9 protein-coding genes are annotated in these 12364 nt (G+C 45.9%); 8 read left to right on the forward strand and 1 reads right to left on the reverse strand.

Going from position 1 to position 12364, the window contains the following annotated elements:
- Positions 1-9: 9 nt before the first annotated feature.
- From ACSQ8P_RS09780 to ACSQ8P_RS09795, 4 genes are all read left to right on the forward strand, one after another.
- A complete protein-coding gene (locus ACSQ8P_RS09780; RefSeq protein WP_436234987.1) occupies positions 10-1293 on the forward strand; it encodes a peptidase U32 family protein in 1284 nt (427 codons plus the stop codon).
- A 180-nt stretch (positions 1294-1473) separates the two neighbouring features.
- Positions 1474-3651: a methyl-accepting chemotaxis protein gene (locus ACSQ8P_RS09785; RefSeq protein WP_436234988.1), complete on the forward strand. Its 2178-nt coding sequence runs from the start codon at positions 1474-1476 to the stop codon at positions 3649-3651.
- Between the two features lie 140 nt (positions 3652-3791).
- Positions 3792-5612, forward strand: a complete 1821-nt coding sequence (locus ACSQ8P_RS09790) for a peptidoglycan D,D-transpeptidase FtsI family protein (RefSeq protein WP_436234989.1) — start codon at positions 3792-3794, stop codon at positions 5610-5612.
- 74 nt (positions 5613-5686) lie between these two features.
- Positions 5687-6508 (forward strand): lipoate--protein ligase family protein, encoded by an 822-nt coding sequence (locus tag ACSQ8P_RS09795; protein WP_436234990.1) that lies wholly within the window; start codon positions 5687-5689, stop codon positions 6506-6508.
- Here ACSQ8P_RS09795 and ACSQ8P_RS09800 read toward each other — a convergent pair.
- Positions 6500-7231 (reverse strand): alpha/beta hydrolase, encoded by a 732-nt coding sequence (locus ACSQ8P_RS09800; RefSeq protein ID WP_436234991.1) that lies wholly within the window; start codon positions 7229-7231, stop codon positions 6500-6502. The two genes, ACSQ8P_RS09795 and ACSQ8P_RS09800, sit on opposite strands and share 9 nt — an antisense overlap.
- A 218-nt stretch (positions 7232-7449) precedes the next feature.
- Here ACSQ8P_RS09800 and pdhA point away from each other — a divergent pair, with 218 nt between their 5' ends.
- From pdhA to lpdA, 4 genes are read left to right on the forward strand one after another with little or no spacing between them, the layout of a single operon-like run.
- Positions 7450-8532, forward strand: coding sequence for a pyruvate dehydrogenase (acetyl-transferring) E1 component subunit alpha (gene pdhA / locus ACSQ8P_RS09805; RefSeq protein ID WP_436234992.1), 1083 nt, complete (start codon positions 7450-7452; stop codon positions 8530-8532).
- 47 nt (positions 8533-8579) lie between these two features.
- Positions 8580-9560, forward strand: a complete 981-nt coding sequence (locus ACSQ8P_RS09810; protein WP_057311951.1) for an alpha-ketoacid dehydrogenase subunit beta — start codon at positions 8580-8582, stop codon at positions 9558-9560.
- 34 nt (positions 9561-9594) lie between these two features.
- Positions 9595-10920, forward strand: a complete 1326-nt coding sequence (locus ACSQ8P_RS09815) for a dihydrolipoamide acetyltransferase family protein (RefSeq protein ID WP_436234993.1) — start codon at positions 9595-9597, stop codon at positions 10918-10920.
- Between the two features lie 4 nt (positions 10921-10924).
- On the forward strand, positions 10925-12340 hold the full coding sequence (gene lpdA, locus ACSQ8P_RS09820) for a dihydrolipoyl dehydrogenase (protein WP_436234994.1): 1416 nt from the start codon (positions 10925-10927) through the stop codon (positions 12338-12340).
- The last annotated feature ends 24 nt before the right edge of the window (positions 12341-12364 follow it).

Raw genomic sequence — 12364 nt, forward strand, 5'->3', positions numbered from 1 at the left:
CTCTCCTAGATGACTACAGCCGTAGAAGCACGAGCCAGGGGTAAGCGTGTAAGACTTGATAAGCCGGAGCTTTTAGCTCCAGCAGGTAATTTGGAAAAGCTGAAATTTGCGATTCATTATGGCGCAGATGCTGTATATATCGGTGGACAGAAGTATGGTTTACGTTCGAATGCCGACAATTTCTCCAAAGAGGAAATGCGTGAAGGGGTCGAATTTGCGAAGCAATATGGCGCCAAAGTATTCGTGGCAACGAATATCTATGCACATAATGAGGATATTGAAGGCTTAGATGAGTATTTACGCGGGCTGCAAGAGGTTGGTATTTCTGCTATTATTGCCGCAGATCCCATCATCATGGAAACGTGTCGACGCGTTGCTCCTGAGCTCGAAGTTCACGTTAGTACGCAGCAGTCCGTGATGAACTGGCAAACGGTTCAGTTCTGGAAAGATCAAGGCATCGAACGTGTCGTATTGGCGCGTGAGGTTAGCATGCAGGAAATCGATGAAATCAAGGCGCACGTGGATGTCGAAATTGAAGCCTTTATTCATGGCGCTATGTGCAGTTCGTATTCGGGCCGGTGTGTGTTATCCAATCACTTTACGGATCGCGATTCGAACCGCGGAGGCTGCTCGCAATCGTGTCGTTGGAAATATGATCTCTTCACAAAGGATCAGCCGCTTGATGCGCCATTGGCAACGGATTTCCCAATGTTTGCTGAGGATGACGATGCTTTTACCATGGGGTCCAAGGATCTGAGCATGATTGACCACATTGCCGATATGATCGAATCTGGTGTGGATAGCTTCAAGATCGAAGGCAGAATGAAGAGCATTCATTATGTGGCAACGGTCGTGAATGCCTATCGTCAGGCGATTGATGCTTATTTCGAGGATCCTGAACATTTCAAGCTCAATCCTGTTTGGCAGGATGAGATTCATAAAGCGGCGAATCGCCCTTTGAACGATGGATTCTTTTATGAAGCACCAGGTCATGAGGATCACATTTTTGAACCAGAAGATAAGGTCGTTGGCTTTGATTTCGTTGGATTGGTTATGGGGTATAACGCAGAAACTGGTGTTGCCCTTATTCAGCAAAGGAATCATTTCAAGCCAGGCCAAGAAATTGAGTTTTTCGGTCCTGAAGGGACGCAATTTAAACAAACGGTTGGCGTTATTCAAGATGAAGCGGGTCAAGAATTAACCGCGGCTAGACATCCCTTACAGTTAGTTCAGATAAAAGTAGAGAATCCTGTTAAAAAGTGGGATATGATGCGAAAGAAAACAGGAAAATAGTACCATGGAAGCTTTCTCCAGTGTGGGTTATATTGGAGAAAGCTTTTTTTATTATTTTATATCGTTTTATAGAGGATATTGGAAATGGTTGTCGAAATTTATGTAATCAATGCATGTAAACCTTTTCATTTGTTAGGTAATCAAAAGAAGGTTAATTAGAAACTAATGGTGGTGAACGAAATGACAAAAAGACTCCAAGGTATCCGCTCAATTTTAAACAAAGTAGTTCAAGCAACTGGTCAAGTTCGAAGGGGTCGAAATGTTGACACTGCAGGTGGTGGATCAGCTTCACCGAATGGTACATACGGATTCAAAGGACCGAGCAACATTAGGCTCGAAAATCCCGTGAAATCAGTGGGTATGAAGTTATTTCTGATGTTTTTTGTAAGTATTCTGGTTTTCGTTCTTACAGTAGGGATGATTTCGTATTCCGTCTCCAAAAGTGTTATTAAGAACAAGGTGTCCGAATCCAGTTTACAAACCGTGACACAAGCAGGTCAGAAATTAGATTTCCTATATCAGACCTTTGATGATGTATCGCTACAAATCATGCTGAATAAAGAATTGCAGGAACTACTTGATAAGGTTCCTAAATTGGAGGCATCCTCCTATGAAGCTCTAGATGTTACACGTCAATTAACAGAGAAATTAAACGTAGTGACCTTCTCCAACAAATCAATTAAAACGCTCCATTTGTATCGCCCAGATGGTAAATTGATCGTCATTACAGGTGCTGGCGGCAGTTCATTATCTGAAAATACAAATGCAACAGATTGGTTTAAAGCAACCATTGAAAATGCGGGTAAAGTAACATGGCTGGATAGTCAAGCCAAAGGATACTCCAGCAGCTCCTCGAATACGTTTGCGATTAGCCGTCTGATGCGTAATACGTTAACGAACTCGTCAACAGCTGTTCTAGTCCTAGAGCTTAGTACAGATATTTTGACAAAAGAGCTAAGTGGAATGTCATTAGGGGATGACAGTAATGTCATCATTACCAATGCGGCGAATAAGAATATCGCGTTAAAAGATATGAGTGGGATTGGTAAGGAAGCATCCATCCAACTCACGAAGGAACAGATTGAAGAAGAACATGGTTCTTTTATCACAAAGGATGACCACTTGGTTGCTTTCTACAAGTCAGCCGTATCGGGTTGGAACTTAGTTGGTGATATTCCAGTTAGCGCGCTAGTGAAAGACGCGAAGAAAATTTACAACTACACGCTCCTGATCGCATTATTTGCAGCAATCGCAGCCGTCATCATTGGTATTATCGTAGCTAGAATGATTGGTAGTCCACTCATTAATCTGCGTAACCTGATGCAGCAAGGTGCCAAAGGTAAACTTACGGTTCGCGCGAATTACAAGTCTAAGGATGAGATAGGACAGCTAGGTGCAAGCTTTGACGTGATGATGCAGCAGATCACGACACTGGTACAGCAAACGAGTACGTCTGCACAGGCTGTATTTGAAACGGCGCAAGAATTGACGAACTCCTCTAAAGTTACGGCTACAGCGGCAAGAGAGATTGCTGTTGCGACTGATGAGATTTCCAATGGCGCAGGCGGTTTGGCGACAGAGTCTGAGAAGGGCAACGAGCTGACGCACCATATCGGCATTCAAATGAAGCAAGTAATTGAAGCCAATCTTGAGATGGGAACTGCGGCAGCGGATGTACAAACATCCAGTGAGCTGGGAACGAAGTACATGTCAGAGCTTATTGCCAAAACGAATCTGACGGAAGAAATGATCCGCTCCATGGTTGATAAAGTGGATCGTCTGAAAGAAAGTACACGTTCGATCCGTAAAATTCTGGATCTCTTGAATAACATTTCGAAGCAAACTAATATCTTGTCCTTGAATGCCACAATTGAAGCGGCACGTGCAGGTACAGCGGGCAAAGGCTTCATGGTTGTTGCGGATGAAATTCGTAAGCTTGCTGATCAGTCTAAACAATCTATTGATGTTGTTGGTCAAATTACGGAAACGATTCAAGGTGAGATCGATGAAACCGTCAAAGTTCTTTCAACAGCAACCCCAATCTTCCAAGAGCAGATTATGGCTGTTAAGGAAGCAGATACGATTTTCAAACAAGTAACGAATCATATGGGTGGCTTTATTGTTCAGTTGAGCACCGTAAGTGATTCCATTTCTACGCTGGAACAATCACAAGTGGTGCTGTCTGATGCGATGACGAATGTCAGTGCAGTTGCTGAGGAATCGTTGGCCACTTCCGAGGAAGTTGCTTCTCTAAGCTCCGAACAGCTGAGCATTAGTGATGGTCTGGTGAAATTATCGGACAAGCTGGATCAACTGTCCCAATCATTGACCGATACATTATCCAAATTCGAAGTATAATAGCGAAGACGAGTCCACTCTCCATTAGGAGGGTGGATTTTTTTGCATTTTCGCAGAGTGGAAGCGGTTTGATGTGAAGTTAGAATGCCGATACTGAAAGCGATAAGGTCATTTTGAGCCATAGAAAAGGGGATCGTACAATGAGTGAGAATCAATTATCATCGATGGAGAAAAGACGTATGTTTTTGATGCTCTTTTTGATTCTGCTTTTGTTTGTAGGTATATTCGGCAAGTTATTCTGGATCCAAATCGCCGCAACGGAAAGCTATTCATCACGAGGAATCAACTTGGTGAAAAATTCCGTGATTCAAAGGCAACGCGCACTTGTCTTAGAGAGCGGAAGAGGCGAGATACTGGATCGCAATCTACAGCCATTGACTGGCAAAATTGTGAAAGCGTTAGTCGCTTTCCCGATCAATAGCGAATTTACGATGAATGGGCAGGAAGTGAGCCAACTTGCTCGCATTTTGAAGACGAATAAAGAAAGCTGGGTGGCATTTGCTCGTAATTTGAAAGAGCCGCAAGTATGGGGGACACAAGATGGGGGGAAGGCACTCTCCTTGAGTTCGCAACAAGTACAGGAGATAGATGGGTTAGGGTTAGCCAATATTAAGGTCGTAGAAATGGAAGACCGCTATCCTACTGGAATGACGGCGCGTCAATTAGTTGGCTTTATCGGTCAAAATCCAGATCGTGTGATGCAGATCTACGGCTCGGATTTGGAAAAAGGGCGAGTTGCTCTGACCACGAAAATTGGGGGAGCAGGCCTTGAGAAGTCGTTCGACGCATGGCTTCGCGGTGTGGGTGAAACCTCAATTTCATATTTCACGGATGCGGGAAAGAGGCCTCTAGCGGGTTTGGACGCACGGATGATTGCACCGGATAACTCTTTCTACCCTGTGAAGTTAATTACGACCTTAGACAGCCGTGTGCAGCAGCAAATTGAAGCCTTAATGGATAAGCTGAATATTCGCGAGGGAGCGGCAGTTGTGCAGGAGGCAGCGCAAGGCGATGTCATCGCGATGGCAAGCAGACCGAACTATAATCCGTTGCAGGTGGATCTAGCCAGTAATAATTGGAGTAATTACGCACTTAAGGCGACAGCGCCTGGTTCGATTTTCAAAACAATTGTAGCCGCAGCAGCATTGGATGAGAAGGTTGTGACGCCTACGGAAACTTTTGATTGTGAAGGGGCACTTGGGAAGTATGGCTTTACTTGCTGGAGGAAAGATGGGCACGGACCTTTAACCTTGGAAGAGGGCTTTGCACAATCATGTAATATCGTGTTTGCGAACGTCATGCAGCGGCTAACAGCCGCTCAACTAGAGAAATATGCCAATAAGCTAGGTGTATTAAATGAGGTAGGCTGGACAGGGAAAACGGATACGAGAGATGTTTTTGAACAATTTGATTCCGAGGAGAGAGGGCAATTATTTGCTGCACATACCCCAGAGAATGATGAGGGGGTTTTGATGCAAACGGCGATTGGCCAAAGGGATGTCAGAATGACTCCCTTACAGGCGTCGAATTTGGTTGTGACCTTGTTGAATAATGGGAAGGGCTTTACCCCAAGGGTTGTGCAAGAAATCCAGTATCAAACGGGGCGTGAGATGGAGGCATTTCCTGTTAAAAGTTTAGCTTCTGATGATGGCAAAATATCAGGGGCAACGAGTCGTACCTTGCTGAGTTGGATGAGGGAGGTTGTCACAGAAGGAACGGGTCAAAGTCTGCAAGGCGCGAAGTGGAAGCTGGCAGGTAAGTCAGGGACAGCACAAATTCAAACTGGCAACCAAGAGAAAGTGAATCAATGGTTCATTGGTTATGGGCCTGTGGAAGCTCCTCGATATGCCGTATCCGTCGTAATCAAAAATACAGACCCAACAGAAAGTAATAAGGCGATTCCTTTATTTAAGGGGATCATGGACATTTTGGCGAGCCAAGGGTTGTCAAACAGCAAATAACAGGTATGATGGATGTTAAGCCTATTTGGCTATCCATGCTGATGACATATACTAAACTCAGGAGACCTAACCTTATGGCGACCCAACTGCCTTCAACCTTACGATTGCTAGATCGTTCAAATGACACAGAACCTAAACCGATATTATATGCTTTTGCTTTAGAAGAGCTCTTATGCCGTGAAATTGGGCATGGAACATCTCCCATCTTACATATTTGGCGGCACCCGCGTGCGTTCGTTATGGGATTAAGAGATAGCAGATTGCCAGACGCAGCGAATGCAGACGAATGGCTGCGAAGTCAAGGTTATGATACCGCTGTACGTAATTCTGGTGGCGCGGCAGTGCCGTTAGATAAGGGAGTCGTTAATATTTCCTTACTGCTCCCGAAGGAAGCGGGTGATATGGAGCATCGCAAAGATTTCGATCTGATGGTCGGATTGATTCGAGAGGTGATGGCTTCCATTACAAATCGTATTGACCAAGGGGAAATTATTGGTTCATTTTGCCCAGGAGAATTCGATCTGAGCATTGGAGGGCGTAAATTTTGCGGCATTGCACAACGCAGACAGCAGCTTGCCATTTCTGTACAAGCTTTCATTATCGTAGAAGGCCGCGGCGAGGAGAAGGCTGCATTAGCTCGTGGTTTTTATGAGAGGGCTGCCGTATCAGCAACAAAACATGATTATCCGATTGTTGTGCAGGAAAGCATGTCGAGCTTAGCAGAGTGTTTGCACATACCGTTAACAGCGGAGCAGTTTGTTGAGCAGTTACGACAGGTGATGAAAAGCCGAGGCATTCAGCTCGGTCAAGCTGAGGAAATCGCCGGCTATCCCGACGATTCACAGATTGATGATATGATTACGCTGATGAAGGATCGCTATGCCATTTCATCCTAAAAAATAATGCAGCGCCGCTGGCAGTTCAAGTTGCCAAAAGCCCCATATATGCTTGCCAGGTTTCTCTGTATAGTGAAGCGTGGCATTTTTGTCTTGCAGAAATGTGTGCGTCAGTCTGTTTTCCCGGACGAAATCGAAGGTGCCCCGCTCTGTTGTAACGTCGGTTTCTTCTGTGCCAATCAACATATAAATCTCTAACCAAGATAAGTCATCTTCTTGTTTAATTCTTTCACGAGTTATGTCGAAAAATGCGCTTGATAAGGATATAACTCGGCAAAAAAGGCTAGGATAATCTAAGGCGAGATGCAAGGAAACTGTCCCTCCAAGTGAATCTCCTGCAAGAATGCGTTCTGAACGCTCCGTACGGACGGGATAACGACTTTCTACATAAGGAAGAAGCTCCTCTGCGAAGAATTGACAGTAGGCATCATGACGCTCCCCTTCAGGCGCATACTCGGACGTTCGATTCGCATTATTCACGTCGACACCGACAACAATGGCAGGCTCCAGATCCTCATCTAGGATTAATCGAGTAAGGGTTGTAGCAATTCTGCCGAAATTAAAGAACTGTTCACCATCTTGGCAGTAAATAACGGGATAAGAAAGCAGTTCGTTATATCCAGGGGGGAGATAAATCCGCAGGGGACGATTTTCTCCGAGCAGGCTCGAGGTTACTTCATCTTTTACAATAGTACGCTTATACAAACGGGAGTCGTCTGTCATCGTGGATCTCCTTCTCAATGGGGGTAGGTGTATTATAGCAGTTGTTGTTTCCCTATAAACTGTATTATATATTTTGTTAAACTGTACTATTCACTGTCAGTAAAAAAGGTGAGATACCCCGCCACTACTGGTGTACAATTCACCAAAACAGGATTATAATAATACTATAACAGAAGTTCAGATAGTAGGCACCAAAATCATATAAGAGGTGAAATGGTATGAGTAAGCCACTTGTCAGCCAAGCAAATTATGAAGTGACCACAGAAAAGGTTGAGCCATTGCAGGTTCTTGCTCCAGATGGCACAGTCGTAAATCCCGACAAAATGCCGAAGCTTAGCGATGAACAATTAAAAGAATTAATGAGAAGAATGGTATTTACACGCGTGTGGGATGAAAGAGCAGTAAATCTAGGTCGTCAAGGCCGTCTAGGTTTCTATGCACCAGTTTCAGGTCAAGAAGCATCCATGATTGGAAGCGAATTTGCCCTTAATAAAGACGATTTCATTTGCCCAGGTTACCGCGATATGCCGCAATTGGTATGGCACGGTCTTCCACTTTATCAAGCATTCTTGTATTCCCGCGGTCATCAACATGGCGGACAAATTCCGCAAGATGTTCACGTACTTATGCCACAAATTATTATCGGCGCACAAATTCTTCACGCAACAGGCGTAGCGATGGCTTTCAAAAAGCGCAACCAACCGCGTGTAGCAATCACATACACAGGTGACGGCGGAAGCTCCGAGGGCGATTTCTACGAAGGTATGAACTTTGCAGGCGCATTTAAATTGCCTGTCATTTACTTTGTACAAAACAATGGTTACGCGATTACAACTCCTTATTCGAAACAAACAGGAGCTCTTTCTGTTGCACATAAATCCGTTGCTGCGGGTATCAAAGGCGTGCAAGTTGACGGCATGGACGTTCTAGCTGTTGTTCAAGCTGTTACAGAAGCAGCTGAAAGAGGACGCAGAGGCGAAGGCGCTACGTTGATCGAAGCATTGACATACCGTTTCCGTCCACATTCCTTGGCCGATGACACGACGAAATACCGTACCAAAGACGAAGAGTCCGATTGGGAACCAAGAGATCCGCTTACACGTATGCGTTTGTTCTTGACGAAGAAAGGTCTTTGGAGCGAAGAAGAGGAAGCTCAAGTGAAGGAAGAAGCGAAAGCTACTGTTGCTGAGCACATCAAAAAAGCTGAAGAAACAGAGAAAATGACAGTCGTTGGTTTGATCGACTCCATGTTCGAAGTTACACCTTCACATCTAGAAGAACAAAAAGAATTGTATAAATAGAGCAAACGTTCGAAACAAGTTTTAACTTTAGGAGGCACAGAGTAGTCATGGCACAAATGACAATGATTCAAGCGATAAAAGACGCGATGCGCGTAGAATTAGAAAGAGATCCTAATGTTATTTTGTTCGGTGAAGACGTTGGTAATGTTGGTGGCGTGTTCCGTGCAACAGAAGGCTTACAAAAAGAATTCGGCGAAGAGCGCGTATTCGATACGCCTCTTGCTGAGTCCGCAATTGGGGGACTTGCGGTTGGTTTAGGCGTACAAGGCTTCCGCCCAATCGCTGAAATCCAATTCGTAGGTTTCATTTACGAAGCACTTGACCAAATTTGCGTGCAAGCAGCTCGTATGCGTTACCGTTCCGGCGGTCGTTATAACTCCCCAATCGTATTCCGTACGCCATTTGGCGGCGGGGTTAAAGCGGCTGAGCTTCATACAGATGCACTTGAAGGTCTTCTTGTTCAAACACCTGGGATTAAAGTCGTTGTTCCTTCCAATCCATACGATGCGAAAGGGCTACTAATTGCAGCTATTCGCGATAATGACCCTGTTTTCTTCATGGAGCATTTGAACTTATACCGTGCATTCCGCGGCGAAGTACCAGAAGGCGAATACACAGTCGAGCTTGGTAAAGCGAATGTTGTCAAAGAAGGTTCAGACGTTACCATCATTACTTACGGCGCTATGGTTCACACTTCCATGAAAGCCGCTGAAGAAATCGAAAAAACAGAAGGTGTGAAAGTTGAAGTTATCGACCTTCGTACACTTCTTCCATTGGATATTGACACCATTGTAACTTCCATTAAGAAAACAAATCGCGCGATTATCGTTCAAGAAGCGCAAAAAACATCTGGTGTAGCGGCAGAGGTTATTGCTCAAATTAATGAAAAAGCGATTCTACATTTGGAAGCTCCAGTTCTACGTATTTCACCACCAGATACGGTGTATCCATTTGCACAAATCGAAGATGCTTGGTTGCCAAGTCCAGCTAGCGTTATTGCTGGAATTAAGAAAGTACTTGAATTTTAATTCACCCAGTCGAAGGTAACAGGAGGTCGTACACGTGGCATTGTTTGAATACAAGTTCCCAGAGCTTGGTGAAGGCATACATGAAGGCGAGATCGTGAAAATGTTAGTTAAAGCGGGTGACACCGTAACTGACGAAACGATTCTTATGGAAGTACAGAATGATAAAGCAGTCGTTGAAGTTCCTTGTCCAGTTGAAGGCAAGATCGTCAGCGTTGCTGTCAAAGATGGACAAGTCTGCACAATCGGTGAGCTTGTGATGACGATTGAAGTGACAGGCGAGATGCCTGCGGCTTCGATGCATCACGGATCCAGCCACGCGGCTCCAGCCGTGGCTGTGGCAACACCACCTGCTGCTCCAGCAGCAGCGGTAGCAGTAGCAGCAGCGCCTGTGGCCGCTGCAGCACCGGTAGCCGCGCCAACAGGTGGCGCGGGCCGCGAAGTGCTTGCGACGCCTAGCGTGCGCAAGCTGGCAAGAGAGAAAGGCATCACACTCGCAGAGGTGACGCCTACAGGGAAGCACGGCCGCGTAACACGCGAGGACGTGCTAGGCTTTGGAGGAGCTGGCACAGCCGCTCCGGCAGCAACGGAAGCTGTTCCAGCAGCAGCAGCTGGCGAAACAGCACCTGCCGCAGCAGCGCAGGTAGTTTCAACAGGCGATCGCGTCGAAGAACGGATTCCGTTCAAAGGCATCCGTAAAATCATTGCGAACGCGATGGTGAAATCCGTGTACACGGCTCCGCACGTGACATTGATGGATGAGATCGACGTGTCGGCACTTGTCGCTCTTCGTGAGCGCACGAAGCCTCTAGCTGAGAAAAAAGGCGTGAAACTGACATACCTTCCTTTCATCGTGAAGGCATTGGTTGCAGCTTGCCGTCAATTCCCGGTTATGAACGCTATGATCGACGAAGAGAAGCAAGAAATCGTCTACAAAAAGTACTACAACATCGGGATCGCAACAGATACAGACAACGGTTTGCTGGTTCCTGTTATCCATGATGCTGACCGTAAAAACGTATGGTCTGTCGCAGCAGCGATTAAAGATTTGGCTGTGCGCGGTCGCGAAGGCAAATTGTCTCCGAATGAAATGAAAGGCGGCACCATTTCCATCACGAACATTGGTTCCGTTGGCGGTATGTTCTTCACACCGGTTATCAACTTCCCTGAAGTTGCGATCTTAGGTGCAGGACGTATCACAGAGAAACCAGTTGTGAAAAACGGACAAATCGTTGCAGCACACGTTATGGCGCTTTCCTTGAGTTTCGATCACCGTATCGTAGACGGAGCGACAGCACAAAGCTTCTTGAACTACATCAAACAGCTTCTGGCTGATCCAGAGCTTCTCGTCTTGGAGGTGTAACATCATGGTTGTAGGAGATGCTTCTTTAGATATAGATTTGTTGGTTATCGGTGCAGGTCCTGGCGGTTACGTTGCTGCGATTCGTGCAGCACAGCTGGGTCAAAGTGTTCTTATTGTTGATAAAGATGCTTGGGGCGGCGTATGTTTGAACCGCGGTTGTATCCCATCCAAAGCTTTGATCTCAGCAGCACATACGTATGAGCACGCTCAGCATGCCGACAGCATCGGGATCTCCGTAGAGAACGTGAAAGTGGACTTTGCGAAGGTACAAGCTTGGAAAAACAGCATCGTTGCCAAACAAACAGGCGGCGTTAGCGGCTTGCTCAAAGGCAACAAGATCCAAACGTTCCAAGGTGAAGCGATGTTTATCAACGAGCACGAAGCACGTGTGTTCAATGATGCAGAAGCACCGCGTTACCGCTTCAAAAACTGTATTATCGCAACGGGCTCCCGTCCGATTGAGTTGAAAGCTTTCCCTTACGGTGGAAGAATCATCTCTTCGACAGAAGCTTTAAACTTGCCTGAAATTCCGAAAAGCATGATCGTTATCGGTGGTGGCTATATCGGAATCGAGCTTGGTCAAACGTATGCGAAATTCGGTACGAAAGTTACTGTGTTGGAAGGCTCTGATCACGTTCTTCCTGGCTTCGAGAAAGAATTAACGAAGCTGGTTGCTAAGAACTTAGAGAAAGTTGGCGTGGAAGTTCATACGGAAGCGTTGGCACAGTCCTGCACGAAAACAGACAACGATGTTACGGTTACATTCACAGTTAAAGGCGAAGAGAAACAAGTCACAGCAGATTACGTTCTTGTAACTGTTGGTCGTCGTCCGAACACAGATGGCGAGCTTGGTCTAGACCTCATTAACTTGAAAATGACAGACCGCGGTTTGATTGAAGTCGATAACCAAGGTAGAACGAGCATTCCTCACATTTTCGCAATCGGTGATGTTGTTCCTGGTCTTTCCTTGGCACACAAAGCTTCCTATGAAGCAAAAGTGGCGGCTGAAGCGATTGCTGGTCAAGCGAGTATCGTTGATTACAAAGCAATGCCTGCTGTCGTATTCTCCGATCCGGAGATTGCTGGCGTTGGTCTAAGCGAAACCGAAGCGAAAGCGCAAGGTATCAATGTTACCATTGGTAAATTCCCTTACGCGGCTAACGGACGTGCGAACTCTTTGAACGCGGCTCAAGGCTTCGTAAAGCTTGTCGGTGACAAAGAAACAGGCCAATTGCTTGGTGGTCAAATCGTAGGTCCAGAAGCTTCTAACTTGATCGGTGAGCTAGCGCTTGCGGTTGAGATGGGTGCTAACTTGGAGGATATCGCACTTACGATCCATGCACATCCAACATTGACAGAAATGATCATGGATGCTGCTGAAGGTGCACTTGGACACCCGATTCACCAGTTGGGTAAATAATTCATTTCATACGGTTATTCCTTG

The sequence above is a fragment of the Paenibacillus sp. LjRoot153 genome (assembly GCF_964253085.1).
In the GTDB taxonomy this organism is placed as follows: domain Bacteria; phylum Bacillota; class Bacilli; order Paenibacillales; family NBRC-103111; genus Paenibacillus_E.

Coding starts and splice junctions, on each gene's coding strand:
- ACSQ8P_RS09780 (WP_436234987.1), top strand. CDS start 10: ATGACTACAGCCGTAGAAGCACGAGCCAGGGGTAAGCGTGTAAGACTT.
- ACSQ8P_RS09785 (WP_436234988.1), top strand. CDS start 1,474: ATGACAAAAAGACTCCAAGGTATCCGCTCAATTTTAAACAAAGTAGTT.
- ACSQ8P_RS09790 (WP_436234989.1), top strand. CDS start 3,792: ATGAGTGAGAATCAATTATCATCGATGGAGAAAAGACGTATGTTTTTG.
- ACSQ8P_RS09795 (WP_436234990.1), top strand. CDS start 5,687: ATGGCGACCCAACTGCCTTCAACCTTACGATTGCTAGATCGTTCAAAT.
- ACSQ8P_RS09800 (WP_436234991.1), bottom strand. CDS start 7,231: ATGACAGACGACTCCCGTTTGTATAAGCGTACTATTGTAAAAGATGAA.
- pdhA (WP_436234992.1), top strand. CDS start 7,450: ATGAGTAAGCCACTTGTCAGCCAAGCAAATTATGAAGTGACCACAGAA.
- ACSQ8P_RS09810 (WP_057311951.1), top strand. CDS start 8,580: ATGGCACAAATGACAATGATTCAAGCGATAAAAGACGCGATGCGCGTA.
- lpdA (WP_436234994.1), top strand. CDS start 10,925: ATGGTTGTAGGAGATGCTTCTTTAGATATAGATTTGTTGGTTATCGGT.